We start from the raw sequence: 24,788 nt of genomic DNA on the forward strand, positions 1-24,788 counted from the left end.
ATGTCGCAAAGACCAGCACGTCCGGCGCGACCTTGTAGCTGGCGGTGAAATCGTAGCTGAAGTTCCAGTCGCTGAACTCGGGCGAGATTTCCTGCGGGGTGAAGATCGCCAGCTGCGCGGTCTTGATCGCGCTCGTCGGGCCGGTGGTGAGCACCGGGTTGCCCGCGCCGTCGAACACGCGGCGCTGGTAGTAGCCTTCCTTCTTGTCGTAGTTCAGGCGCACGCCCGGCTGGACCGTCAGTTCGGGCGTTATGTGCCAGCTCAGCTGGCCGAACAGGGCCGCGCTGGTGTTCTTCAGATATTGCGTGTTGTAGGCGACGAGGCCGTTCAGCACCGAGGGATCGTTCGACAGCGCGTTCGACGGCGCGATGTTCCAGCGGCTGGAAGCGGTGCCGTGGGCCTCGGTGCCCTGGGTGTCGATCCGCTGGTAGAAGCCGAAGGCACCGACGACGAAGTCGATCTTGTCGCTGCTGTAGTTGTAGCGCAGCTCCTGCGTGTACTGGTCCTGCTGCGAGGGATTCTGCGACAGCGCGACGATCGGCAGGCCGGTGAAGTCACGGTCGTTCGACGGGTCCCAGTCCCAGAAGCGCCAGGCGGTGATCGAGGTCAGGGCGCCTGCGCCCAGGTCCCACTTCACGCGCAGCGAGGCGCCGCCGATCTTGTTCTTGGCGCGCAAATCGGTGTCGAGATCGGTCAGGCGGTCGAAGGCATTGCGGCTCGGCGGAGCATAGCCCAACGCGGCGGACAGGGCTTCGAACTGGCGGTTCAGCGCGCGCTGGGTCAGGCCGGTGCGGACATAGACCGAACCGCAGCAATTGGCGTCCTGCGCGCTGAAGTCACCCGCGAGCGTGACTTCGAGATCGTCCGTGGGCTTCCAGAGCAGCTGGCCGCGCAGGCCCAGGTTGTCCTGCCCCTGGATGTGCTCGCCGGTGACGACATTATAGATCGTGCCCTTGCGGCTGGTCGACGAGATTGCGAGGCGCGCGGCCAGCTTGTCCGTCAGCGGACCGGATACGGCGGCCTTGGCCTGCTTGAAGTTGTAGTTGCCGATCGAAACCTCAGCCTTGCCCTCGAAATCGAAGGTCGGCTGGTTGGTCGTGATGTTGATCGCACCGGCAGTGGTGTTCTTGCCGTAGAGCGTGCCCTGCGGGCCGCGCAGGACCTCGATCTGGGCGACATCCAGGAAGTCGAACGTGGCCGAGGCGACGCGCGAGTTGTAGACGTCGTCGACATAGATGCCGACGCCCTGCTCGATGCCGTCGTTGGTCAGGCCGAACGGCACGCCAAGGCCGCGGATGTTGACGGCGGTGTTGCGCGGGTTCGACGAATAGAACTGCAGGGTCGGCGTCAGCTGCTGCAGGCGGCCGACGTTGAACGAGCCGGTGGAATCGATGTGCTCTCCGCCCACCACCGAGATCGCCAGCGGCACGTCCTGGCTCGATTCCTGACGGCGGCGCGCGGTCACGAAGATTTCCCCGCCCCGATCGTGCGCGCCGGTGCCGACCGAGGTCGGCGGCACGTCATCGTCGCCGGTAGCGGCGGCAGCGGTTTCAGCGGTGCTCGCAGCAGCGGACGTTGCGGCGGCAGGCGCGTCCTCCTTCGCCAGGGCTGGAGTCGCGGCCAGCATCAGCGTGAACGAAAGGCAAGCGAGCGGAAGCGGGGCCGGCAGCGGCCCGCGAATGGTCTTTCTCATGTGATCCCCCTTGATGATATGTCGAAGGGCCTCACATCCGGTGGTCCGGTCTGCGCGGCTCAGTGCGGTTCGTTCGGTGGTGCGCCTTACGAGGCGAAGCGCCGCCGTTCGGTGATGTCGAGCTGAACCAGCTTCCCATCGTGAACTGTCAACTGGATGACGCCATAGCGCATCTGGTCCAGAGCATCGGCTACCACCTGAAGCGGTGCCGCCTTGGGATTGGTGCTGGCGGATTCCCTGGCGAGGTGCAGTCCCGATCGCTGGTTGTCCGATGACGGTTGAGACATTGCGAATCTTCCTCCGAGCGCGGCTTTTTCCGCCGCCATCCGCACTCGTATTCTCAACTTAAAAAGTTGACAATATCCCTAGCCGAAAGTTTCTCGTTTCCGCGCCCAAGCAAAATCTTTTTACGCCGAAACGATATGGCCCTGCCCCGTTTGATCCGGGCGGCAAATTCGAGGGATCGCAAGTCGTCCTGCAAGGACCACTAACGGAAATTACTTATTCCAATCAGTAATTTGAAAATGAGCAGGCCGGGCCGTCAACGTCCGGCGCGCGTTCAGTCCTCGCTGTCCGCCTGAGCGGGGACAAGTTCGATGCGATCCGACAGGCGTACCCCATCGAGCAGTTCCGCCGTGCGATCGCGCACTTCGAGCATCAGCGCACGGGTGCGGCAGTTCTCTTCCTCAAGGCAGTTCTTGCACTTCTCGTGCGCGAACCGGCTGGCACAGGGCACCAGCGCCAGCGACCCGCGCATCAGGCGGATCAGGTCTCCATAAGTGATATCGATCGGGGAGACCGCCAGCCGATAGCCGCCGTCCTTGCCGCGCTGCGAATCGACGATGCCGAAACGGCTCAGTTCGGACAGGATCGTGGTCAGGAACTTGGCGGGAATGTTCTGTGCTTCCGCGATCTGCGCGAGCTGGATTGGACCCTGCCCATAGTTGTCGGCAAGATGCTGCATGGCGCGGATGGCGTAGCGGGTTTTCTGCGATAGCACGCATCCGTCATGCCGCAGCACGAGCGCCGATGGCAAGGCCGCCGCGCGGGGATTTCACAGATTGTCAGTCTCTTCGGTTGACAACTTGAAGCCCCGCCGGACGCAGCCCCGATGGCGGAAATTGTCCGCCTCCCCTTGGCGGCTTGACGCACGAAGCCCTTGGCCGTCGCTTTTCGCAGTGCAAAAGACCGATGCCCTCCCCACATGGCCCGGCAGCGCCGCGCAGACTTCACAAAAACCGGGGTTTTCCATCTCCTCGCCCGCTCGCCGGGGTCCACCGATCAAGTACTTATTCGCAAATGCACAAGACCCGGCACCCACCCCGCGCCAGATTTTGCCGCAAGCGGCCACTTCCATCAACGAGCCGCGCAACCGGGAATCGGTCTGACTTTGTTCGGGGAAATACCATGATCAGCAAGTCACGAATCGCCTACGCGCTCGCTTCGAGCGTCTCGCTTCTCGCGTTCGCATCGGGCACTGCGCATGCGGAAGACGCCGATGCCGCCGCGGCAACCGCGGCCGCCGCTCCCGCGGAAGGCCTTACCGATATCGTCGTCACGGCCGAGCGCCGCGACGTCAGCCTCCAGCAGGCCCCGCTCTCGGTCAGCGCGATCACCGCTGAAACGCTGAAGGCCGCGAACATCAACGACATTACCGGCCTCAACGGCACGGTTCCCGGCCTGGTCGTCGCCAAGAGCGGCGGCGGCGAGCGCATCATCACCATTCGCGGCATCGGTTCGGAAACCCCGGAGAACACCAATACCCAGCCGGGCGTCTCCTACCACATCGACGGCGTCTATATCTTCAACTCGATCGCCGCGAGCGCGGCCTTCATCGACGTGGCGCAAGTGGAAGTACTGCGCGGGCCGCAGGGCACCCTGTTCGGCCAGGGATCGACCGGCGGCACCATCAACGTCGTCTCGATCGAGCCGAGCACCGAAAGCGTCAGCGGCAACATCAACGCGGGCTATGGCAACTATAACTACATGGAAGGCTCGGGCGCGCTGAACGTGCCGCTTTCCGATACCCTGGCGGTACGCGGCGCCTTCCAGTTCACCAAGCACGACGGCTATGCCCACGCCACCGAAGTGCCCGGCTTCGCCAAGTACGACCTCGACGACCAGGACGAGACCGGCTGGCGCCTCGGCGCCAAGTGGCAGCCCGCCTCCAATTTCTCGATCGTGCTGAACACCGTGCAGTTCACCAGCAACACCAACGGCCCGGCGCAGAAGAACATCCTCGATCCGAACCCGGACCCACGCGAGCTGACCCAGGACTATCCCGGCCGCTCGGTGGTGAAGACCCAACTCTACACCGGCGTCATGAAGTGGGAGACGCTTTTCGCCACGATCAAATCGATCACCGGCTACCAGAAGCTCCATTCGGAACAGGCCTGGGATTCGGACGGTCTCGACACCGAGCTGTTCTTCCAGAACACCTACAACCCGGTCAGCTTCACCGGCGTGGCCTACGACCACGTGCCGCTGTGGGAATCCGACACCAAGAGCTGGAGCCAGGAAATCAACCTGACCTCCAACGGCAGCGGACCGTTCAACTGGGTGCTCGGCGGCGTCTACCTGCACTCCAAGAACAGCCAGTACATCAACGAGTACCGCGGCTCGACCGGCGACATCCTTTCCCCGGCGCTGCCCACCAGCACGGCCTGGGACGATCCGGCGATCGAGAACCTCACTTACGCCGAGCTGTCCTCGATCAAGCGCGACCTTTACGCCTTCTTCGCGCAGGGCACCTACGATCTCACCAGCCAGCTCAAGCTGACCGCCGGCGTGCGTTACAATCACGACAAGGCCACCGGCATGTTCGACAGCATGTCCGGCGGCACTTCCAGCCAGACCTCGGGCGCCTACCTCCAGCCCTCCTCCACGGGCGGGCGCAAGGGCGATGCCTGGACGGGCAAGGTCGCGCTCGATTACCAGATCACGCCCAGCAACATGGTCTATGCAAGCTGGACGCGCGGCTTCAAGCCCGGCGGCATCAACAGCTCGGCTTCCGCGGGCAACAGCTATTCGATCCTGCCGACCTACAAGCAGGAATCGGTCGATTCCTTCGAGATCGGCACCAAGAACCGCTTCCTGGGCGACACGCTCCAGATCAACGGTTCGGCCTTCCTCTACAACTACAAGAACATGCAGTTCCTGGAGGAAGACCCTATCCTCTACGGCGAGGGCATCAGCAACGCCCCCAAGGCGCGGGTCTACGGCCTCGAACTCGAAGGCTCGTACATCCCGACCGAAGGTCTGCGCTTCGACGCCTCGATGTCGTACCTGGAAGGCGAGTTCACCTCGCACTACCTTGCGCTCGACCCCACCAACGCGGCCAATGCCCAGAATGCGGCGGGCTATCCCGACTACCTGTTCTGGACGAACTTCTTCCCCGCCGTGCTCGCCCGCGACGCTGCCCGCCAGGACATCAAGGGCAACCGCGTGCCCAAGCTGCCGCGCTGGCAGGGTAACATTGCGGCCACCTGGAACGGCAAGGTCGGCCCCGGCGAACTGACCGCCCGCGCCCAGCTGATCTATCGCGGCAAGTACCAGTACCGCCTGTTCAACGAAGGCGGCGTCGACCTCACGCCCTCGTACACCCAGGTCAACGCGATGCTGAAGTACGAGCCGGAAGGCACCAATACCAACGTGACCCTGCGCGTCATCAACCTGTTCGACAAGAACGGCATCAACTCGCGCTTCTCGGACCCCTACGGCAGCGCCCAGGTGATGGATACCTACATCCCGCCGCGCCAGGTGATCCTCTCGGTAGGATACAAGTTCTAGAAGTCTGTTTGGAAAATGCCCGAAAGGGCATTTTCTAGCGGTACCGGCCCCAAAGGTTTTTTGGCGCTCCCGCCCTACCACCCAACGGTAGTATCCTGCGGGTGGTAGGGTGGGGGCGCCTGAGAAACTTGGGGCCGGTGCCGCCAAAATCCGCCTCGGGCGGATTTTCAAAAAACGCAGAGCGCGGCAGTTCAGGCTGCCGCGCTCCTTTTCTTTTCGGTGGCCAAGATTCGCTCGCCTTGTCCCGCCGCCCCGATCAACTATCTAGGCGCAGATCATCAAGAGTGTGCAGCCGCAGCATGAGAGTCTGCACGGCGTGTCAGTCCGGCGATTCCATCCCGGACGGAACCCGCAGGAGTCGCAATGCCGCGCAGTGTCCTCGTCCTATTCGCCGCCTCGCTGGGCTTCTTCTTCGTGACGGCGACGACATTCACCTCGCTGGGCTACGTGCTCTACACCATGGTGGCGCAGCTCGGCTGGTCGAAAGCCGCGGCCGGACTCAGCTTCTCGCTGCTCGGCCTCGCCTGCGGCCTTGCCAGTCCCCTGCCGCCGCTGCTGATGAAATCGATCGGCACCCGGCTGACGATGTTCGCGGGCTGCCTCGTGCTCGCCGCCGGGTTCTTCATCGCATCGCAGATCGAGCACCTGACCCTGTTCTTCGTGGCGACGACCCTGATGGGCATCGGCTTCTCGCTGATCGCCCCCTCGCCCGCCGTCTACCTGCTGGCAACGTGGTTCCCACGCACTTCGGCGCGGATGATCGGCTTCTACTTCATGGCCGGCGCGGCAGGCGGCATTGCCGGGCCGCTGATCGTCGGCGCCATCGTCGGCATGACCGGCGACTGGCGCCTGCACTGGCTGGTCATGGCGGTCAGCGCCGTCGTGCTCGGCCTGATCTGCCTCGTCTGCATCCGCGACGCCGTGAAGGTGGAAAGCGTGGAGCAGGTGAAGGGAGCGGGCCATGAGCAGGATGCTCCTGCCGAAAAAAGCCTCTGGACCGTGCGCCAGGCGCTGATGACGCCGAGCTTCCTGATCCTCGCCCTCGTCATGACCGTGGTGCAGACCGCCGTGACCTCCGCCCACTCGATCCTCGTCGCCCATATCGCCAATCTCGGCGAAGGCGCGGCACCCGGCGCCATCGCCATGAGCCTGCTGGCATTCGCGGGCACCGGCGCCAAGGGCCTGACCGGCACCCTGTGCGAGCGCATCGACCCACGCCGCATCCTCATTGCCGGTCTGGCCTTGCAGGCTGTGGCCATGACGCTGCTGTGGTCGACCTCGATCGTGCTGGTCGCGACGGCAGCCGCGACGCTGTTCGGCCTCGGCTGGGGCATGGCCTGGCTTTCCGCCCATATCCTGCTGCTGCGCTACTTCGGCGCGGGCATCGCCGGCGACATGACCGCGATGGCGACCACCGCCACGACTTTCGCGGTACTCGGCCCGATCCTGGCGGGGCGGATCGCCGACGTGACCGGCGGCTATTCGCTCGCCATCCTGATCTTCGCGCTGCTGCTGGCCGCCTCCACGATCGTCGCCGTGCTGTTCCTGCGCGCGCCTGCCGCCCGCCCGGTGAAGGAAGCGGACGTCATCGCAGAGGGTGAACTCGTCCCTGCCGAATAAATCGCCGTTCAAATCGAAAAGGCCCCGGCGCACGAAAGCTGCCCCGGGGCCTTTCCGCGTCCGGGCCATCTGCCAAAAGTCACTGCGCCCAGTGCAAAGCCCTGCCCGATGGTCCCCGCTAGTCTAGCCAAATTGCGGGAGGACGCATGGACGTTCTCCCCGGTCTCACCGATACGGGGATCAGGCAGGAATGACTCTACTCAACGACCAGTTCTTCGATAGCCTGGGCAGTTCCATCCTGGACACGCTCGAAGCCGACACGCTGCCCCCGGCCTGTTACACCGATGAGGACTTCCACCACTTCGAAAAGGCCGCGCTGTTCGAGCACGAATGGCTCTGCGTCGGCCGCGCCGAGTGGCTGGAGAACCCCGGCGACTTCTTCACCGTCACCCGCGCCGACGAGCCGATCATCGTCACCAAGACCCGCGACGGCACGGTGAAGGCGCTCTCGGCGGTCTGCCAGCACCGCGCTATGCTGGTGGCGGAAGGCCACGGCAATGCCCGCGCCTTCGTCTGCCCCTACCATCACTGGACCTATGATCTCGACGGTACCCTCGTCGGCGCCCCGGCGATGAACCGCACCTGCAATTTCGACAAGAAGGCCGCCAGCCTGCCCGAGATTCGCCACGAGATCTGGCACGGCTTCGTCTTCATCAACCTCGATCCCGAAGCCGAACCGCTGACCCCGCGCCTGTCCGGCCTTGAGGAGGTCGTCGCCAACTACGACTTCGCAAACCTGCGCGGCCCCCGTCCCGAGGAAGCCACCGTGTTCCCGTGGAACTGGAAGGTCATGCTGGAGAACAACAACGACGGCTACCACGCCAGCCGCCTCCACGCCGGGCCGCTGCACGACTTCATCCCCAGCGGCCTCGCCACGTTCCCCGAAGTGCCGGAGGATTCGGCGGGCTACTATCGGCTCAACGGCACGCTCCACAAGAACGCCGCCTTCAACGCCACGCAGAAGTCGGTCTTCCCGGTGTTTCCCAAGCTCACCGAGGAAGAGCAGAACCGGCTCCTGTTCGTGAACCTGCCGCCCAGCCTCTCGCTGGTCGTGCTCAACGACACCGTACTCTACCTCATCATGGACCCGCGCTCGGCCCAGTCGCACGCGCTCACCATCGGCACGCTGATGGTGCCCGAGGCGATGGACGATCCGCTGTTCGAACTGAAGATGAAGATGAACGACACGGCGGTCGAGGAAATCGTCAGCCAGGACTTCCATGTCGACGAACTCGTCCAGCAGGGCCTGCGCTCGAAGTTCGCACCGCGCGGGCGTTATTCCTGGCAGGAGGGCGCCCAGCGCCTGCTCAACGTCTGGCTGGTCGAGCGCTATCGCCGCGAATGGGACCGTCGCCGCGGACCTCAGAAACCTTTGGCCGCCCCGATCACCCGCCTGCGCGCCTGATTCACAGGGTTTTACCGTCACCTATTCCCGACGGTCTGCGGCGTCCGGTCTCGTACCGGGCGCCGCCTTTTCTTTAGCGGCGCGAGGAATCAACGATTCGTGCGCGGCATGGCGAGCGCCCAAGAACGGTCCGGCTAGGCCAGTCCCCAGACCAACGGGAGCAAGCCTCAATGACCAACACCCTCATCTTCGTCGATTTCGCCACCGACGATCCCGCCAAGGCCGCTGAATTCTACGCCGAAGTCTTCGGCTGGGAGAACGATGCCCGCCCGCACGGCATCTACCACCGCATGGTCCCCGGCGGCTTCTTCCAGCACAAGGACGGGTCGGACAGCCAGATCGGCAACCTCCACCTCGGCGTGTTCGATGCCAATAACGCCCGCCCGCACCCCAACCCCGAGGGCGTCGAACCGCGCACTCTCGCCACCGAGGGCCGCAAGGCGCGCATCTGGGTGCTGATCGGTGACGACGACAACGAGCACCGCATCCTTTCCACCGCCGAGAAGCTGGGCGGCAAGGTGCTCTGGCGCAATCACTACTGGAAAGAGTTCAACGGCTACAACCACGCCTTCGCCGATCCCTGGGGCAACGAGATCATCCTCTGGGGCAAGGCCGGCGAGAATCCCGAGATTCCGGCCGACTACACCCGCGAGTAGCAGCGGTTTTCCCGGCGGCACGACAAGTTCTTGTGCGCGCCGCCGCAAGACCGCCCCGCCCCCCTCTCCATAGCCTGCAACCATCGAACCAGCATTCGGAGCCAAACCCACAATGAGCCGTCTCCCCATCGTTTTCTTCGGCCATGGCAGCCCGATGGTGGCGCTGGAAAAGAGCGCAGTGACGCGCACCTGGAACCAGATCGCCGAAGGAATCGGCAAGCCCCGCGCGATCCTGTGCATCTCGGCCCACTGGCAGACGCGCGGCACCGCCGTCACCGCCATGGCCCAGCCGCGCACGATCCACGATTTCGGCGCTTTCCCGCAAGCCCTGTTCGACGTGCAGTACCCCGCCCCCGGCGATCCGGAACTGGCCGCGCGCGTGCGCGAACTGCTGGCACCGATGCCGGTGACGATGGACGCCAGCTGGGGGCTCGACCACGGCACCTGGTCGGTGCTCGTCCATGCCTATCCCGAAGCGGACGTGCCGGTGATCCAGCTCGGCATGGACCTTGGCAAGAGCGCGGCGGAGCACTGGCTGGTCGGCCGCATGCTGCGCCCGCTGCGCGACGAGGGCGTGCTGATCATCGGCACCGGCAATATCGTCCACAACCTGCCCGCGATGGACTGGGCCAACCCGGCTGCCGATCCCTATCCCTGGGCCGAGCAGTTCAACTCCACCATGTGCAAGGCGATCGCCTCCGACGATCCCCAGACGGTGATCGACTACGAGGCGCTGGGCGATGCCGCCCGGCTCTCGGTGCCGAGTTCCGACCATTTCCTGCCGCTACTCTACGTCCTGGGCGCCCGCCACGAGGACGAGACCGCGACTTTCGAACCCGACTTCATCCAGCACAAGTCACTCAGCATGACGAGCGTGCGGATCGGCGCCGCGTAAATCCGCGCGCCCTGACCTCTTTCCTTCCCAACAGGAGTTCCGATGGCACTGATCAGCCTTAAGCCCGAACCAGCCAGAGAGGCCGCACTCCAGCCGACCGCCCTGCACCACCTTCGGGCCACGCCGGAAACGGTGCACTGGGGCTACTTCTCGCCCGAGATCAAACCCGCGCTCTACGTGAAGAGCGGCGACCTGATCCAGGCGCAGGCCGTGACCCATCATGCGGGCGACGATCCGGAGCTGATGTTCGACGACGACATCCGCCGCATCTTCACCGAGATCGATCCCGCCACCCGCGCGCCCGGTTGCCACATCATGACCGGCCCGATCTTCGTCGAAGGCGCGGAACCCGGCGACATGCTGGAAGTGCGCTATCTCTCGATGCGCCCGCGCTTCAACTACGGCTCCAACCTCGCGGCCAACTGGGGCCATCTCTACGAGGAATTCGGCCAGACCGAGCGCGTCACGATCTACAAGATCGATCCCAACGCCAATACCGCCAGCGCGCTCTACGCCTACGACGTGGACGAAAAGTACGTCGTCCCCGGCCGCATCACCCATTGCCCGGAATGCGACCGTTCCACCGCACTGCCCGGCATCACCATCCCGGCCCGTCCGCACCTCGGCACCGCGGGCGTCGCGCCTGCCGTCAACGAGGCGGTGAGCACGATTCCTCCCGGTCTCCACGGCGGCAATATCGACAACTGGCGCATCGGCGCGGGTGCGACGATGTATTACCCGGTGCAGGTCAAGGGCGGCCTGTTCTCGATCGGCGACCCCCACATCAGCCAGGGCGACGGCGAGATCAGCGGCACCGCGATCGAATCCTCGCTCGACGTGCTGTTCCAGATCGTGCTGCGCAAGGACTTCCAGTTCCCCTCTCCCCTGCTGGAGACGCCGGACTGCTGGATCGTCCACGGCTTCGGAGAGAATCTGGACAAGGCGATGAAATCCGCCTCGATGGACATGCTCCACCTCCTCACCGAGCATCAGGGCCTGTCGCGCAACGACGGCTATTCGCTGATGAGCGTCGCCGCCGACTTCGGCGTGACTCAGGTGGTGGACGGTACCCAGGGCATCCACTGCCGCATCGAACGCCGCATCTTCCCCGAGAAGGGCAGCGTCCGCGATCCCGAGTAAAACCGAACGCACCGGACGCGAGAGCCCTCACTCTGCGTCCGGTGCGTGCCCGAGAAGTCAAGAACCGGAGCCCTACGATGGGTTATGAACTGATCGACGTCCGCCCCCTGACCAAGCGCATCGGCGCGGAAATCTTCGGGGTCGACTTGCGCCAGCCGCTCGGCAACCAGGCCTTCGCGGAGATCCACGACGCGCTGATGAAGCACCAGGTCGTGTTCTTCCGCGATCAGGACATCGATCACGAGGCGCACAAGGCGCTGGGTCGCGCCTTCGGTCAACTGGCGATCCATTCCGGCGTCGCGGGCCTGCCCGACCATCCCGAAGTCGTCGCGATTCACGCCGACGAGAATTCGAAATTCGTCGCAGGCGAGAACTGGCATTCGGACCTGTCCGCCGATGCCGAGCCGCCGATGGGCTCGATCCTGCACATCCACACCCTCCCTGAAGAAGGCGGCGATACGCTCTTCGCCAGCATGTATGCGGCTTACGAGGCACTGTCCCCGGCGATGAAAGGCTTCCTCGATCCGCTGACCGCCGTTCACGACGCCAATCCCGTCTACAAGGCGATCTTCCCGGATTCGACGAAGACCTACCCCTGCAATTCGCACCCGGTGATCCGCACCCATCCCGTAACGGGCCGCAAGCTGCTCTTCGTGAACTCCTCCTACACCACGAAGATCAACGAGCTGTCCGGCCCCGAGAGCAAGGCCGTCCTCGATTTCCTGTTCGACCATGTGAAGGACGCAAACTTCCACGTCCGCTTCCGCTGGCAGAAGAATTCGGTGGCCTTCTGGGACAATCGCTGCACCCAGCACTTCGCGGTCTGGGACTACTTCCCCGAAGTCCGCTCCGGCTTCCGCGTGACCGTTGCGGGTGACCGGCCATTCTGACTCCTCGCATGAAGCTGCGCCTGCTGCTCGCCGCCCCAACGCTGGCATTCGCCCCGCCCACGTTCGCCGCTTCTCCCGCCGGAACGCTGAAAGGCGAACTCGACGCCATGGTCGCGGCGGGCGAGCTGCCCCAGGCGCTGGTGCTGATCGAGCAGCACGGCAAGCCGCTGGTCGAAATCGCCACCGGCTATGCCGACATCGAAAGCCATAAACCGATCGCCCGCGATGCGATCTTCCGGCTCTATTCGATGTCGAAGCCGATCACGTCGGTCGGCGTGCTGATGCTGGCCGAGCAGGGCAAGCTCGCGCTCACTGATCCGGTGGGCCGATATCTGCCGGAACTGGCCGACCTGCGGGTCTGGGACGGGAGCGCGGAAGCGAACACGGTTGCGGCAGCGCGTCCGGTCACCATCGAGGACCTGCTGCTCCACCGCTCCGGCCTCACTTACGAATTCATGGGCAATACCCCGGTCCAGCGCTGGTACCGCGACAAGGGCGTCGCCCGCACGACCGCCGTCGCCAGCACGGACATGCCAATACCGCCGGCCGCAACGCTGGACGAACTCGTCGCCCGCCTCGGCAAGGCCCCGCTGCTGCACCAGCCGGGTAAGCGTTTCAGCTACGGCTTCTCCACCACCGTCCTCGGCGCGGTGATCGAGCGGGTTTCGGGCGAGAGCCTCGACAAGTTCCTCAAAGCCCGTATCCTCGAACCGCTGGAGATGAAGGACACCACGTTCGTCGTCAGCGAGGCGCAGGCTCCCCGCCTCGTCACCGGCTATGCCGCCAGCGCCGGGGGCCTCAAGATGGTCGACCGCCCGGATACGTCCGAATACCGCGATCCCACCCGCCTGCGCGACGGCGGCGGCGCGCTGGCCGGAACGCTGGAGGACTATCGCCACTTCGCCGAGATGCTCGCCGGTCGCGGCGCATGGCACGGCAAGCGCCTGCTCAAGCCGGAAACCGTCGACGCAATGTTCACCCCGCGCCTGCGCACGGGCGGCGGCGAGCATCTCGATGCGCCGTTCGGCTACGGCCTCGCCATTGGCGATGCGGGCACCGAAGCGCGCGGCGGTCTCCCCGTGGGCGCGGGAAGCTGGTCCGGCTCGGCCAATACCTACTTCTTCGCGGACCCGGCGCATGACGTCGTGGCGATCCTGATGACCAACGAACTCACCCCCGGCGCCTTCGAAGCCCGCACCTGGAAACTGCGCGAGGCGCTGGACCGGGCGGCTCTGGCCGTGGTGAAGCGCTGAAATAACAAATAACAGGCGGAAACTGGTCGCTCGGCGGATTTGCCGTATAGTGCCGGGATGAGCGACCAACCTTCCGCCGCCCATCCTTCCCATCCGGGCCAAAACCCGGCCCAGAGCCCGATCAGGCCCGCCACGTTCCCCTGCTTCGCCCTCGCGCCCTGGACGATCGCGGTGCCATTCCTCGCCCTCGCGGCAATCGCGCTCGGCAAGCCCGGTTCGATCCCGATGGCGGTGCTGATCGCGGTGGTGCTGGGCGCGGCGATCATGGCGGCGGTCTATCATGCCGAAGTCATCGCCCACCGGGTCGGCGAACCGTTCGGAACCCTGATCCTCGCTTTCGCGGTGACGGTGATCGAAACCTCGCTGATCGTCTCGATCATGCTCAGCGAGGGCGTCGGCGCACAGGCGCTGGCGCGGGACACGGTGTTCGCGGCGGTGATGATCACCATCAACGGCATCGTCGGCGTTTGCCTGCTGCTGGGCGGCGGGCGACATCACGAGCAGGGCTATACCCAGTCCGGCGTCAACCACGGGCTGGCGATCCTGGCGACGCTGTCGATCCTCACGCTCGTCCTGCCCAATTTCACGACGAGCCAGACCGGACCGTTCTACAACGACAAGCAGCTGATCTTCGTCGCCGTGGACGCGCTGATGCTCTACGCGACATTCGTCGTCGCCCAGACCATCCGCCACCGCGACCACTTCCTCTATCCCGAGGAAAACGACGGCAGCCACGAGACGGTCCCGGCGGCCAAAGCCATTGCCGCAGGCGTCATGCTGCTGGTGGCGCTGGTGGCCGTGGTCATGCTGGCCAAGGCACTTTCGCCCTCGATCGAGGCAGGGGTAGCCGCGATCGGCGCGCCGCCGGCCACGGTCGGCATCATCATCGCCGCGCTGGTGCTGGCGCCGGAAAGCCTCGCGGCCCTCGGCGCCGCACGTGCTAACCGGGTGCAGACCAGCCTCAACCTCGCGATCGGCTCGGCCCTCGCGACGATCGGCCTCACGATCCCGGCGGTGGCGATCGCCTCGCTGTGGATGGGGCTGGACCTCGAACTCGGCCTGTCGCTGAAATCGATCGCGCTGCTCGGCCTGACCCTGCTGGTGGCGACGATGACGCTGAGCACCGGACGGACCACGCTCGTGCAGGGCATGGTCCATCTGGTGATCTTCTCGACCTACCTGTTCACGACGCTGGTGCCTTGAGGGCCTGCATCGCGCGATACCTTGCGTGAGAAAACGATACCTCGCGTGAAAAGCCGACGTCATCCTGAACTTGTTTCAGGATCCATTTCGCCGATCAGGCCGATGGTCTCGGCTGCACGATGGATCCTGAAACAAGTTCAGGATGACGCTGTGTAATGGGCGAGCAAGCCGGTGAACTGCCCCCGCCCCCTCAATTCCGGTAGAGCGCGTCCAGCCGCTCGCCGTAGCGCTCTCTCAGCTTGTGGCGGCGAATCTTCAGGCTCGGCGTCATTTCCTCGTTCTCGATCCCGAACGGCTCATCGGCGAAGGTGTACTGGCGCACCTTCTCGATCACCGAGAGGTCCGCGTTCACCCGGTCGATCGCACCGCGAATCTCGGCGCGGAAGGCGGGGAGGCCCTGAAGTGCCTTGAAGTCGAACTTCTCGCCATTGACCTTGGCCCATTCCAGCGCCCAGTCGGCATCGGGCACGATCAGGCCGACGATGTAGGGGCGGCGGTCGCCGTGGACCATGGCCTGGGCGATCTCCGGCTGGAGGGTCAGCATCGATTCCACTTTCTGCGGAGAAACGTTGTCGCCCTTGTCGTTGACGATCATGTCCTTCTTGCGGTCGGTAATCATGATCCGCCTGCGATCGTCGATATGGCCGACGTCGCCGGTGTGGAGCCAGCCGTCCTTGAGCACCGCCTCGGTAGCGGCGCCGTTCTGCCAGTAGCCTTCCATCACCAGTTCGCCGCGCACGAGGATTTCACCGTCCTCGGCGATCCGCACTTCGACCCCGCGCAGCGGCGGACCGACGGTGTCGTGCTTGATTCCGGCGGCGGGGCGGTTGCAGCTGATGACCGGCCCGGCCTCAGTCTGGCCGTAGCCCTGTAGGAGCGTCAGCCCCATCGCATCGAAGAACGCGCCGATCTCGGGATTGAGCGGCGCCCCGCCCGAGACGAGCGCCTTGATCCGCCCCCCGAACTTGGCGCGCACCTTGGGCCGCAGGGTCCGTTCGATCACCATGTCGAGCGGGTAGTCCAGCAGGCGGCGGCGCCCGGCCTGTTCGCGGCCTGCAATGCCCATGGCCAGCTCCATCAGCCGCGCGGGGATCGCGCCCTGCTTCTCGATCTGCTTCATGATGCGCGTGCGCAGCACTTCGAACAGGCGCGGGACGACGACCATGATCGTCGGGCGCACTTCCTCGATATTGGAAGCGAGCTTGTCGAGGCCCTCGGAATAATAGATCTGCCCGCCCATCGCGATCGGCAGGAACTGGCCGCCGGTATGCTCGTAGGCATGGCTGAGCGGCAGGAACGAGAGGAATATCTCGCCCTCGTCGCAGCCGAAGTCGTCGAAGATGATCTGCGCCGCGCCCGCCACGTTGGTGAGGACCATGCCATGGTGCTGACGCACCCCGCGCGGGGCGCCACCAGTGCCGCTGGTATAGATGATGCAGGCGAGATCGCGGCGCGTGAACTTCGCCACCCGTGCATCCACTTCCGCCCGCGCCGCCCCGGCATCGCCTTCGAGCAGGGCGGCCCAGTCATGCACCTCATAGGCGCCGCCCTGCATCGGCGGCAGCGTCTCCATGCCGATGACGTGGCGGCAGAGGTCGGTCTGGACGATCGCCGGAAGCAGCGCCTTGCCCAGCTTCGCGGTGGAGACGATTGCCGCGCGGGCGCCCGAATTCTCCAGGATGTGGATGTGATCGCGCGTCGTGTTGGTGGTGTAGGCGGGCACGGTCACGCAGCCCGCCGCCATGATCGCAAGGTCGGCAAGACACCATTCCGGCCGATTTTCCGACACCACCATGACCCGGTCGCCCGGCTGCAGCCCCATGCGCCGCAGCGACGCCGCGATCAGGCCGACCCGGCGCGCCGCCTCCGCCCAACTCGTGGAATGCCACTTGCCGTCCCGCTTGGCCCAGAGCATCGGCGAATTGCCGAGCCTGTCTGCCTGCGTGAGGAACAGCGATACCAGGTTGGTGCACTTGTCGAAGTCGCCAAGATCCATGCCGGGCTCGTCCTCTCTTGCCATGCGGAATTGTCCGTTCTGATCAACGTTTAGGCGCGTGGGGAGGTTGCGACAAGCAAAGCCGCATCCCCGCCTGCTACTATAATGCCGGGTTTTGACGCTATTCGGACCCGACCGCCTCGGCGATCGAGGCGAAGCCATCGCGCTTCATCAAGGCTTCCAGCCCCTTGCAGAGCGCCTTGGCCATGCCGGGGCCTTCGTAGACCATGGCGCTGTAGACCTGCACCAGGCTGGCGCCTGCACGGATGCGCGCCCAGGCATCCTCGGCCGTGGCGATGCCGCCGACGCCGATCAGCGGAACCGCAGCTCCGGTGGCCTTGCGGAAATCACGCAGGCGCTGCTGGGCGAGATCGCGCAAGGGCGCGCCGGACAGGCCCCCGGTCTCGCCGCGATGGGGCGAGCGCAGGGCCGGGCGGGAAATCGTGGTGTTCGACACGATCAGCGCACCGAGGCGCTTCTCGATGGCGATGCGGGCGATGGCGTCGATATCGGCAGGTTCGAGATCCGGCGCGACCTTGAGGAAGACCGGCGGGCCATCCGTGCCGCAGACCTCGGCGCGGGCTTCCAGCACGGCGTCGAGCAGGCCGGTCAGCGCCGATTCGTCCTGAAGCGCGCGCAGGCCCGGGGTGTTCGGGCTGGAGATGTTCACCGCCAGATAGGTCGCCAGCGGCGCCATCAGGCGCGCCATCGTCGCATAGTCGGCGATGCGGTCATCCGCGTCCTTGTTGGCGCCGATATTGATGCCGACGACGCCCGGACGATCCTTGCGCGCGGTCAGCCCCGCCAGCGCGACCTCGGCGCCCTTGTTGTTGAAGCCCATGCGGTTGATCACCGCGCGGTCCTCGACCAGTCGGAACAGGCGCGGCTTGGGGTTGCCCGCCTGCGGCAGCGGCGTGATCGAGCCGACCTCGGCAAAACCGAAACCGAGACCGAGCAGAGCGTCGGGAACCTCACCGTCCTTGTCGAACCCGGCGGCCATGCCCACGGGATTGGGGAAGGCGATTCCCGCTACTTGCGTCGCCAGCGAGGCCGGGAACGCCGGGGCACGGCCGGGTCCGGCCAGTTTCAGCGCCTTGAGCGCGAGGCCATGCGCCGATTCGGCGTCGAGACGGAACAGGGCGGGTCTGATCAGGGAATAGAGCACGGACCCGCGCATAGACACCTCAGGGCTGTTGCTCAAATGCTTCTTATCGGGCGCGGCGCGCGCAAAATCGCTTTTTCGGCGTCATCGCCGGGGCACGCGTGTCGCACTTATACAATAAATCGGCGGAGGGGCGGCATACACGGGACTTGCGACCCGAAGGGCTCGTAGCGGGATGCGCACGAGTTCTTTATTACCTAACGGCGGTTCCCGATTCCGATCGGGAGCCGCCTTCTTTTATCGGGATTCGCCTGAACGGCTCCGGAACCGCGAGATTTGCAACAGGCATTGCCGGTTTTGTCGCAAGAACCCCTGCGAAACGCCATTGAAACCGGAGGGGTCCTGCACTAGGTGGCACAAATCGGAAAGATTTGATCCACTTTAACCGCAAGAGACGCGAAAGCCGCTGATATGCGCCTGTCCAGCATGGCCGACTACGCCGTTGTCATCATGTCCGCCGCGACTCGGCACTCGGGCACTTGTGCGCATCATCCGGAAGATTCGCGGCTGAGCCGCATCTCGGCGGCGCAGCTTGCGGAAGAGACCGGCCTTCCCGCACCCACGGTGCAGAAGCTGGTGAGCAAGCTGACCGCCGCGGGATTGCTGCAATCGACCCGCGGCGTGGGCGGAGGGCTGAAACTGGCCCGCGCGCCCGAGACGATTTCGATTGCGGATATCGTCGAGGCAGTGGAAGGGCCGATCGCGCTCACCGCCTGCCTCGAACAGGGCAAGCACGAATGTACGCTGGAAGGCGGATGCAGCGTGCGCCCGCACTGGCCGCAGGTAAACGCGGCCTTGCGCGGCGCATTGGCGCAAGTGGTCCTGACCCAGCTCGTCGAGGAAGTATGAATGACTGAGGAAACCTCCCCCGAGGGCACCATCGAGGTGCGCGAAGTCCATGGGGACGATCTGCGTCCGGCAGAGTCGGGCGAAGTGGAAGTGCGCGATCAGGCCGCGCGCGACGCCGCTGCGCGCGTCGCGGACTACGAGCACGGCTGGGTTGCCGACATCGAGCAGGAATACGGCCCCAAGGGCCTTTCCGAGGACACCATCCGCTTCATTTCGGCCAAGAAGGACGAGCCGGAATGGATGCTGGAATGGCGCCTCAAGGCCTATGCCCGCTGGCTGGAGATGACTCCGCCCGACTGGGCCAAGCTGAACGTGCCGCCGATCGACTACCAGGACGCCTACTACTGGGCCGCGCCCAAGAAGAAGCCTTCGCTCTCCAGCCTCGACGAGGTCGATCCCGAGATTCTCAAGGTCTACGAGAAGCTGGGCATTCCGCTGGAGGAGCAGAAAGTGCTCGCCGGTGTCGAAGGCGCGCGCAAGGTGGCCGTGGATGCGGTGTTCGATTCGGTCTCGGTCGCCACCACCTTCCGCAAGGAGCTGGAGCAGGCGGGCGTGATCTTCCGCTCGATCTCCGAAGCCATCCGCGAATACCCGGAGCTGGTGAAGAAGTGGCTCGGCAAGGTCGTGCCGGTGCAGGACAACTACTTCGCGGCGCTGAACTGCGCGGTCTTCTCCGACGGCACCTTCGTCTACATCCCCGAGGGCGTACGCTGCCCGATGGAGCTTTCGACCTATTTCCGCATCAACGCGGAGAACACCGGCCAGTTCGAACGCACCCTGATCGTCGCCGACAAGGGCGCCTACGTCTCCTACCTCGAAGGCTGCACCGCGCCGATGCGCGATGAGAACCAGCTTCACGCCGCCGTGGTCGAACTGGTCGCGCTGGAAGATGCCGAGATCAAGTACTCGACCGTTCAGAACTGGTATCCCGGCAATGCCGAGGGCAAGGGCGGCATTTACAACTTCGTGACCAAGCGCGGCCTCTGCCAGGGCGCCCGCTCGAAGATCTCGTGGACCCAGGTAGAAACCGGCTCGGCGATCACCTGGAAGTACCCCTCCTGCGTCCTCAACGGCGAGGATTCGGTGGGCGAGTTCTACTCGGTGGCCGTCACCAACAATTACCAGCAGGCCGATACCGGCACCAAGATGATCCATAACGGCAAAGGTAGCCGCTCGACGATCATCTCCAAGGGCATCTCGGCGGGCAAGAGCAACAACACCTATCGCGGTCTCGTCCGCGTGGCTGCGGGTGCCGAAGGCGTGCGCAACTTCACCCAGTGCGATTCGCTGCTGCTGGGCAAGGAATGCGGCGCCCACACCGTGCCCTATATCGAAGTGCGCAACCCCAGCGCCCAGATCGAGCACGAGGCGACCACCAGCAAGATCAGCGACGACCAGCTGTTCTACGCCATGCAACGCGGGCTCGACACCGAGCAGGCGGTGGCGCTGATCGTCAACGGTTTCGCCAAGGAAGTGCTCCAGCAGCTGCCGATGGAATTCGCCGTCGAAGCGCAGAAGCTGCTGGGCATCAGCCTTGAAGGAAGCGTGGGCTGACGATGGCCCGCTTCCATACACGCAAGACATTCAAAGGAATCCCCGCATGACCGCCGCCCGCAAGACCCTCGGCATCAGCAAGGACGCCGCGCCGAAGGCCGACGCCAAGGCCAGCTTCAACGTGACCGGCGCGCGCCTCGAAACGCTCAAGGAGCGGGCCAAGGAAATGCGCCGCAACCCTAGCGAGGCGCAGAAGGCGCTCTGGGCAGAGCTGTCCGGCTCGAAGCTGGGCGGCGTGAAGTTCAGCCGCCAGTCGGTGGTCGGTTCGACGATCGTCGATTTCGCCTGCCCCTCGCGCTGGATCGTCGTGCAGCTCAGCCCCGAAGACTCCAACCCGGACGTCAACGAGCTGCAGGACCGCAAGCTGATCGAAGTGGGCATCCGCGTGCTGCGCTTCTCCGAAGATGAAGTGCTGGACCGCATCGACGGCGTCGTGCGCGAGATCACCACCGAACTCAACGTGCCGTTCGACAAGCGCTCCGCGCGCCGGAAGGCCGGGACCACTGCCGCCCCCCGCTTCGACGAGGGAGCCGAAGGATGACTATGCTCAAGATCGATAACCTTCAGGCCAATGTTGCCGAAAAGCCCATCCTCAAGGGTCTCTCGCTGACGATCAATCCGGGCGAGATTCACGCGATCATGGGGCCGAACGGCGCGGGCAAGTCCACGCTGGGCTACACGCTCGGCGGCCGTCCGGGCTACGAAGTGACCGGCGGCTCGGTGGATTTCCTGGGTCAGGACCTGCTCGAACTGGAACCGCATGAGCGTGCCGCCGCCGGCCTGTTCCTGGGCTTCCAGTACCCGGTCGAGATTCCCGGCGTCTCCTTCGTCCAGTTCCTGCGCGAAGCGGCCAATGCCCAGCGCAAGGGCCGGGGCGAGGAACCGCTTTCGGGCGGCGAATTCCTGAAGCTCGCCCGCGAAAAGGCGGGCCTGCTGCGCATGGACATGGACATGCTGAAGCGCCCGGTGAACGTCGGCTTCTCCGGCGGCGAGAAGAAGCGCGCCGAGATGGTGCAGATGGGCATCCTCGATCCCAAGCTGGCGATCCTGGACGAGACCGACTCCGGCCTCGACATCGATGCGCTGCGTATCTGCGGCGAGGGCATCAATGCTATCATGCGCGCGCCCGACAAGGCGGTGCTGCTGATCACCCACTACCAGCGCCTGCTGGACTACGTGAAGCCGGACTTCGTGCACGTCCTCGCGGCAGGCCGCATCGTCAAGACCGGCGGCCCGGACCTCGCGCTGCGGCTTGAGGAAGAGGGTTACGAAGCCGTGGTTCAGGAAACCGCCGCATGAGCGAAGTCGCTGCTCTCCCGACGCGGAAGCACGAAGACTTCCGCTATTCCGACATCGACGCGCTGGCCGGTGTCTGGCCGATCGCGCGCGAGGAAATCGTCGTGGCTGACGGCGGCGACGAATCGCTCCAGATCGTCGAGGACGGTGCTGCCGCGGTGGCCCGTCACCTCGTGATCTCGCTGGGCAAAGGCGCGAAGTTCGACCTTCGCGTGCTTTCGGCAGGGCCGGTCTATGGCCGCATCGCGGTCGATGTGCGACTGGCCGAAGGCGCCGATTTCACGCTGGGCGCGGCGCAGCTCGCCACCGGCAGCGAGACGCTGGAGGTCGTCACCGAAGTCACCCACGCCGGGCTGAACGCCACGTCCAGCCAGATCGTGCGCACCGCGCTCGCGGGCCATTCGGTCGGCACTTACCTCGGCCGCATCGCGGTGGAGCGCGGGGCCGACGGCACCGATGCCGAGCAATCGGTCCGCGCCATGCTGCTGGATCGCACCGCGACCGCCAATGCCCGTCCGGAACTCGAAATCTATGCCGACGACGTCAAGGCGGCGCATGGCTGCGCGGTGGGCGAACTCGACGCCAACGGACTGTTCTACCTGATGAGCCGCGGCCTCACCCCGCCCGAGGCCAAGCGACTGATGCTCCAGGCCTTCATCGCCGAAGCCTTCACCGGCGCGCCCGGCGAAGCGGAACTGAGCGAGGCCGCGATTGCCCGTCTGGAGGCGATTCTGTGAGTACCGATACGCTCGTCCTCAAGGACCAGTTCCCCGGACTTGCGGGCAACTGGCACTACCTCGACACCGGCGCGACCGCGCAGAAGCCGCAGGCGGTGATCGACGCCACCGTGAATGCGCTGGGCCGCGACTATGCGACCGTGCATCGCGGCGTCTATGCCCGCTCTGCCGAGATGACGCTGGCCTTCGAGGCCGCGCGCCGCAAGGTCGCCGCGTTCCTCGGCGGGCACGAGGATGAGATCGTCTTCACCCGCGGCGCGACCGAGGCGATCAACCTCGTCGCGCAGAGCTGGGGCGTGCAGAACCTCAAGGCCGGTGACCGCATCCTGCTTTCGGTGCTGGAGCATCACTCCAACATCGTGCCGTGGCAGCTGCTGCGCGACCGTACCGGCGTGGAGATCGACGTCTGCCCGCTGACCGAAGACGGCCGGATCGACCTCGAAGCGGCCGAGCGTATCCTCACCCCCGCGCACAAGCTGGTGGCCTTTGCGCATGTCTCGAACGTGCTCGGCTCGGTGCTTCACGTGGAACATGCCGCGAAGCTGGCCCATGCCGTCGGCGCCAAGCTGCTGATCGACGGCTGCCAGGCGGCGCCGCGCATCGCCCTCGACGTGGCGGCGATGCAATGTGATTTCTACGTCTTTTCCGCGCACAAGCTCTACGGTCCCACCGGGATCGGCGCGCTCTGGGCGAAGAAGGCGCTGCTCGATGCCATGCCCCCGTGGCAGGGCGGCGGGTCGATGATCGACCGCGTCACCTTCGAGAAGACGACTTACGCCCCGGCGCCGCAGCGCTTCGAGGCAGGCACGCCGATGATCGTCGAGGCCCTTGGCCTTGCCGCCGCCATCGACTGGCTGACCGCGCAAGGCCTCGACCGTGCCGAGCGCCACGAACGCGATCTGGCCGCACGCCTGCGCGCCGAACTCGGCAAGCGCAACGACATCACCCTGTTCGGCCCGGCGGATTCGGTCGGCATCGTTTCTTTCGCGATGGACGGGGTGCATCCGCACGACCTCGGCACCATATTGGATGAAGAGGGCGTCGCGATCCGTGCCGGCCACCACTGTGCACAGCCGCTGATGGACCACCTTGGCGTTCCCGCCACGGCCCGCGCCAGCTTCGGCATCTATAGCGACGACAGCGATATCGAGGCGCTCATGAAGGGTATCGAGCGCACCCGGAGAATTTTTGGATGAGTGACGAGAAGCCCACATTCACCGTCGAGGAAGTCGATTCGGTAACGCCCGCGCCCCGTGCGCGAGTGGAAGACGTGCCGGTTCCCCCCGCTGAGCGGAAGCGCGATTATCTGGACGGATTTCTTGCCGAAAAGCCGCAGGGCATCGACCCCGGCCAGCCCGGCGGCGCGATCTACGACGGCGTGATCGACGCGCTCAAGGAAATCTTCGATCCCGAGATTCCGGTGAACATCTACGACCTCGGCCTGATCTACGGCGTCGAAGTCTCGCCCGAGGCTTCGGTCGCGGTGACGATGACGCTGACCACGCCGCATTGCCCGGTGGCGGAATCGATGCCCGGCGAAGTCGAGATGCGCGTGGCCGCCGTGCCCGGCGTGCGCGATGCCGAGGTCAACCTCGTCTGGGACCCGCCGTGGGACATGGTCAAGATGTCCGACGAGGCCAAGCTCGAACTCGGCATGCTCTGATGGCGACGCTTGCCCCCACTCTTACCGTGCGTCTTGCCGACTATGCCGACGCGGCCGATGCCGCGCGCGTGGTCGCGTTGCTCGACAGCTATGCGCGCGATCCGATGGGTGGGGGCAAGGCGCTGTCCGACGACGTGCGCGAGCGGCTGGTGCCCGGCCTTGCCGCGCACCCCGGCGCCTTTTCGCTGCTGGCCTTCGCCGGTGACGAGGCCTTGGGTCTGGCGAACTGCATCACCGGATTCTCGACCTTCGCCGCGCGTCCGCTGGTGAACATCCACGACATGGCCGTGCTGCCCGAGGCGCGCGGCAAGGGCGTGGGCCGCGCGCTGATGCTGGCGGTAGAGACAGAGGCCCGCACGCGCGGCGCCTGCAAGATCACTCTCGAAGTGCTGAGCGGCAATGACACGGCCAAAGGCCTCTACGCCGCGCTCGGCTACGGCGATTATGCGCTGGACCCGCAGGCGGGCACCGCGCTGTTCTGGGAAAAGAAGCTATGACCACCGCAACTGAAACGAAGCCCGCACGCCAGCGTCCGGCGGCGGTCATCCTCACCGCCAATGCCGAAGCGCGCATCGCCAAGCTGATGAGCGAGGCCCCCGAAGGCACCATCGGCGTGCGCCTCTCCACCCCGCGTCGGGGTTGCTCGGGGCTGGCCTATTCGGTGGACTACGTCAGCGAGGAAAAGGCCTTCGACGAGAAGATCGAGACCCCCGGCGGCCTGTTCTACATCGACGGCGCCTCGGTGCTCTATCTGATCGGCAGCATCATGGACTGGGTGGAAGACGACTTCACCGCCGGATTCGTCTTCGCCAACCCGAATGCCAAGGGTTCGTGCGGCTGCGGCGAGAGCTTTACGGTTTAAGTGTCCATTTGAAAAATGCCCGCGAGGGCATTTTTAGAGCGGCACCGGCCCACGCCCCCACCCTACCACCCGCAGGATACTACCGTTGGGTGGTAGGGTGGGGGCGTGGGCCGGTGCCGCAAAAT

The 24,788-nt window shown here is 65.2% G+C and carries 23 protein-coding genes (1 of these 23 running past the window's edge); 18 read left to right on the plus strand and 5 right to left on the minus strand.

All coding sequences use genetic code 11. The features are described 5' to 3' along the window. From ACZ1II_RS07655 to ACZ1II_RS07665, 3 genes are all read right to left on the minus strand, one after another. Nucleotides 1-1,627, minus strand: the 5' portion of a protein-coding gene (locus ACZ1II_RS07655; protein ID WP_465147255.1) for a TonB-dependent receptor. It extends 833 nt beyond the left edge of the window; 1,627 of the gene's 2,460 nt are visible here — the first part of the coding sequence; its start codon is at nucleotides 1,625-1,627; its stop codon lies beyond the left edge, outside the window. Between the two features lie 152 nt (nucleotides 1,628-1,779). Continuing rightward, on the minus strand, nucleotides 1,780-1,980 hold the full coding sequence (locus ACZ1II_RS07660; protein ID WP_465145888.1) for a YezD family protein: 201 nt from the start codon (nucleotides 1,978-1,980) through the stop codon (nucleotides 1,780-1,782). Nucleotides 1,981-2,252: 272 nt separating this feature from the next. Then, nucleotides 2,253-2,693, minus strand: coding sequence for an RrF2 family transcriptional regulator (locus tag ACZ1II_RS07665; protein ID WP_465145889.1), 441 nt, complete (start codon nucleotides 2,691-2,693; stop codon nucleotides 2,253-2,255). Nucleotides 2,694-3,100: 407 nt separating this feature from the next. Between ACZ1II_RS07665 and ACZ1II_RS07670 the strand changes: the two genes are divergently transcribed. The 9 genes from ACZ1II_RS07670 to ACZ1II_RS07710 all read left to right on the plus strand — a co-directional run bounded on the left by ACZ1II_RS07670 (nucleotide 3,101) and on the right by ACZ1II_RS07710 (nucleotide 14,544). Further along, nucleotides 3,101-5,482, plus strand: a complete 2,382-nt coding sequence (locus ACZ1II_RS07670; RefSeq protein ID WP_465145890.1) for a TonB-dependent receptor — start codon at nucleotides 3,101-3,103, stop codon at nucleotides 5,480-5,482. 363 nt (nucleotides 5,483-5,845) lie between these two features. Continuing rightward, a complete protein-coding gene (locus ACZ1II_RS07675; protein ID WP_465145891.1) occupies nucleotides 5,846-7,102 on the plus strand; it encodes an MFS transporter in 1,257 nt (418 codons plus the stop codon). Nucleotides 7,103-7,292: 190 nt separating this feature from the next. Continuing rightward, nucleotides 7,293-8,507 carry an aromatic ring-hydroxylating oxygenase subunit alpha gene (locus ACZ1II_RS07680; RefSeq protein ID WP_465145892.1) on the plus strand — a complete coding sequence of 405 codons (1,215 nt, stop codon included), beginning with the start codon at nucleotides 7,293-7,295 and terminating at the stop codon, nucleotides 8,505-8,507. Between the two features lie 170 nt (nucleotides 8,508-8,677). Then, complete coding sequence (locus ACZ1II_RS07685) at nucleotides 8,678-9,163, plus strand: VOC family protein (RefSeq protein WP_465145893.1); 486 nt, start codon at nucleotides 8,678-8,680, stop codon at nucleotides 9,161-9,163. Nucleotides 9,164-9,275: 112 nt separating this feature from the next. Continuing rightward, entirely contained in the window at nucleotides 9,276-10,058 is a 783-nt protein-coding gene (gene ygiD / locus ACZ1II_RS07690; RefSeq protein WP_465145894.1) for a 4,5-DOPA-extradiol-dioxygenase, read from the plus strand. A gap of 42 nt (nucleotides 10,059-10,100) precedes the next feature. Continuing rightward, complete coding sequence (locus tag ACZ1II_RS07695; RefSeq protein ID WP_465145895.1) at nucleotides 10,101-11,198, plus strand: acetamidase/formamidase family protein; 1,098 nt, start codon at nucleotides 10,101-10,103, stop codon at nucleotides 11,196-11,198. Nucleotides 11,199-11,275: 77 nt separating this feature from the next. After that, the gene (locus tag ACZ1II_RS07700; RefSeq protein WP_465145896.1) at nucleotides 11,276-12,088 is read left to right on the plus strand and encodes a TauD/TfdA dioxygenase family protein; all 813 of its coding nucleotides are present in this window, start codon (nucleotides 11,276-11,278) and stop codon (nucleotides 12,086-12,088) included. Nucleotides 12,089-12,096: 8 nt separating this feature from the next. Further along, nucleotides 12,097-13,341, plus strand: a complete 1,245-nt coding sequence (locus ACZ1II_RS07705) for a serine hydrolase domain-containing protein (RefSeq protein ID WP_465145897.1) — start codon at nucleotides 12,097-12,099, stop codon at nucleotides 13,339-13,341. 57 nt (nucleotides 13,342-13,398) lie between these two features. Next, nucleotides 13,399-14,544 (plus strand): calcium:cation antiporter, encoded by a 1,146-nt coding sequence (locus tag ACZ1II_RS07710; protein WP_147215970.1) that lies wholly within the window; start codon nucleotides 13,399-13,401, stop codon nucleotides 14,542-14,544. Nucleotides 14,545-14,734: 190 nt separating this feature from the next. Here the strand turns inward: ACZ1II_RS07710 and ACZ1II_RS07715 are convergent, their stop codons facing one another. Together ACZ1II_RS07715 and ACZ1II_RS07720 are read right to left on the minus strand one after the other, a co-directional pair. Next, the gene (locus ACZ1II_RS07715; protein WP_465147256.1) at nucleotides 14,735-16,540 is read right to left on the minus strand and encodes an AMP-dependent synthetase/ligase; all 1,806 of its coding nucleotides are present in this window, start codon (nucleotides 16,538-16,540) and stop codon (nucleotides 14,735-14,737) included. A 121-nt stretch (nucleotides 16,541-16,661) separates the two neighbouring features. Further along, the gene (locus ACZ1II_RS07720) at nucleotides 16,662-17,717 is read right to left on the minus strand and encodes a quinone-dependent dihydroorotate dehydrogenase (protein WP_465145898.1); all 1,056 of its coding nucleotides are present in this window, start codon (nucleotides 17,715-17,717) and stop codon (nucleotides 16,662-16,664) included. 396 nt (nucleotides 17,718-18,113) lie between these two features. On the opposite strand from ACZ1II_RS07720, the gene ACZ1II_RS07725 reads away from it, so the two are divergent. From ACZ1II_RS07725 to ACZ1II_RS07765, 9 genes are read left to right on the plus strand one after another with little or no spacing between them, the layout of a single operon-like run. Then, nucleotides 18,114-18,551 (plus strand): SUF system Fe-S cluster assembly regulator, encoded by a 438-nt coding sequence (locus ACZ1II_RS07725; protein ID WP_465145899.1) that lies wholly within the window; start codon nucleotides 18,114-18,116, stop codon nucleotides 18,549-18,551. Beyond that, nucleotides 18,552-20,105: a Fe-S cluster assembly protein SufB gene (gene sufB, locus ACZ1II_RS07730; RefSeq protein ID WP_465145900.1), complete on the plus strand. Its 1,554-nt coding sequence runs from the start codon at nucleotides 18,552-18,554 to the stop codon at nucleotides 20,103-20,105. It abuts the gene before it with no gap. A gap of 46 nt (nucleotides 20,106-20,151) precedes the next feature. Continuing rightward, entirely contained in the window at nucleotides 20,152-20,646 is a 495-nt protein-coding gene (locus ACZ1II_RS07735; protein ID WP_147215976.1) for a DUF559 domain-containing protein, read from the plus strand. Between the two features lie 2 nt (nucleotides 20,647-20,648). Continuing rightward, nucleotides 20,649-21,404, plus strand: a complete 756-nt coding sequence (gene sufC / locus ACZ1II_RS07740) for a Fe-S cluster assembly ATPase SufC (RefSeq protein ID WP_465147257.1) — start codon at nucleotides 20,649-20,651, stop codon at nucleotides 21,402-21,404. After that, complete coding sequence (locus ACZ1II_RS07745; RefSeq protein ID WP_465145901.1) at nucleotides 21,401-22,138, plus strand: SufD family Fe-S cluster assembly protein; 738 nt, start codon at nucleotides 21,401-21,403, stop codon at nucleotides 22,136-22,138. Before sufC ends, ACZ1II_RS07745 begins: the two co-directional genes overlap by 4 nt. Continuing rightward, nucleotides 22,135-23,334 (plus strand): aminotransferase class V-fold PLP-dependent enzyme, encoded by a 1,200-nt coding sequence (locus ACZ1II_RS07750; protein WP_465145902.1) that lies wholly within the window; start codon nucleotides 22,135-22,137, stop codon nucleotides 23,332-23,334. Before ACZ1II_RS07745 ends, ACZ1II_RS07750 begins: the two co-directional genes overlap by 4 nt. Continuing rightward, nucleotides 23,331-23,801 carry an SUF system Fe-S cluster assembly protein gene (locus ACZ1II_RS07755; protein ID WP_465145903.1) on the plus strand — a complete coding sequence of 157 codons (471 nt, stop codon included), beginning with the start codon at nucleotides 23,331-23,333 and terminating at the stop codon, nucleotides 23,799-23,801. The genes ACZ1II_RS07750 and ACZ1II_RS07755 overlap by 4 nt, the downstream gene beginning before the upstream one ends. Beyond that, entirely contained in the window at nucleotides 23,801-24,298 is a 498-nt protein-coding gene (locus ACZ1II_RS07760; RefSeq protein ID WP_465145904.1) for a GNAT family N-acetyltransferase, read from the plus strand. The genes ACZ1II_RS07755 and ACZ1II_RS07760 overlap by 1 nt, the downstream gene beginning before the upstream one ends. Continuing rightward, on the plus strand, nucleotides 24,295-24,663 hold the full coding sequence (locus ACZ1II_RS07765) for a HesB/IscA family protein (RefSeq protein ID WP_465145905.1): 369 nt from the start codon (nucleotides 24,295-24,297) through the stop codon (nucleotides 24,661-24,663). The genes ACZ1II_RS07760 and ACZ1II_RS07765 overlap by 4 nt, the downstream gene beginning before the upstream one ends. Nucleotides 24,664-24,788: the final 125 nt, after the last annotated feature.

The organism is Novosphingobium sp. BL-S-20, assembly GCF_055521635.1.

Coding starts and splice junctions, on each gene's coding strand:
- ACZ1II_RS07735 (WP_147215976.1), top strand. CDS start 20,152: ATGACCGCCGCCCGCAAGACCCTCGGCATCAGCAAGGACGCCGCGCCG.
- ACZ1II_RS07745 (WP_465145901.1), top strand. CDS start 21,401: ATGAGCGAAGTCGCTGCTCTCCCGACGCGGAAGCACGAAGACTTCCGC.
- ACZ1II_RS07675 (WP_465145891.1), top strand. CDS start 5,846: ATGCCGCGCAGTGTCCTCGTCCTATTCGCCGCCTCGCTGGGCTTCTTC.
- ACZ1II_RS07760 (WP_465145904.1), top strand. CDS start 23,801: ATGGCGACGCTTGCCCCCACTCTTACCGTGCGTCTTGCCGACTATGCC.
- ACZ1II_RS07755 (WP_465145903.1), top strand. CDS start 23,331: ATGAGTGACGAGAAGCCCACATTCACCGTCGAGGAAGTCGATTCGGTA.
- ygiD (WP_465145894.1), top strand. CDS start 9,276: ATGAGCCGTCTCCCCATCGTTTTCTTCGGCCATGGCAGCCCGATGGTG.
- ACZ1II_RS07705 (WP_465145897.1), top strand. CDS start 12,097: ATGAAGCTGCGCCTGCTGCTCGCCGCCCCAACGCTGGCATTCGCCCCG.
- ACZ1II_RS07685 (WP_465145893.1), top strand. CDS start 8,678: ATGACCAACACCCTCATCTTCGTCGATTTCGCCACCGACGATCCCGCC.
- ACZ1II_RS07670 (WP_465145890.1), top strand. CDS start 3,101: ATGATCAGCAAGTCACGAATCGCCTACGCGCTCGCTTCGAGCGTCTCG.
- ACZ1II_RS07765 (WP_465145905.1), top strand. CDS start 24,295: ATGACCACCGCAACTGAAACGAAGCCCGCACGCCAGCGTCCGGCGGCG.
- ACZ1II_RS07715 (WP_465147256.1), bottom strand. CDS start 16,540: ATGGATCTTGGCGACTTCGACAAGTGCACCAACCTGGTATCGCTGTTC.
- ACZ1II_RS07725 (WP_465145899.1), top strand. CDS start 18,114: ATGCGCCTGTCCAGCATGGCCGACTACGCCGTTGTCATCATGTCCGCC.
- sufB (WP_465145900.1), top strand. CDS start 18,552: ATGACTGAGGAAACCTCCCCCGAGGGCACCATCGAGGTGCGCGAAGTC.
- ACZ1II_RS07660 (WP_465145888.1), bottom strand. CDS start 1,980: ATGTCTCAACCGTCATCGGACAACCAGCGATCGGGACTGCACCTCGCC.
- ACZ1II_RS07700 (WP_465145896.1), top strand. CDS start 11,276: ATGGGTTATGAACTGATCGACGTCCGCCCCCTGACCAAGCGCATCGGC.
- sufC (WP_465147257.1), top strand. CDS start 20,649: ATGCTCAAGATCGATAACCTTCAGGCCAATGTTGCCGAAAAGCCCATC.
- ACZ1II_RS07695 (WP_465145895.1), top strand. CDS start 10,101: ATGGCACTGATCAGCCTTAAGCCCGAACCAGCCAGAGAGGCCGCACTC.
- ACZ1II_RS07680 (WP_465145892.1), top strand. CDS start 7,293: ATGACTCTACTCAACGACCAGTTCTTCGATAGCCTGGGCAGTTCCATC.
- ACZ1II_RS07710 (WP_147215970.1), top strand. CDS start 13,399: ATGAGCGACCAACCTTCCGCCGCCCATCCTTCCCATCCGGGCCAAAAC.
- ACZ1II_RS07720 (WP_465145898.1), bottom strand. CDS start 17,717: ATGCGCGGGTCCGTGCTCTATTCCCTGATCAGACCCGCCCTGTTCCGT.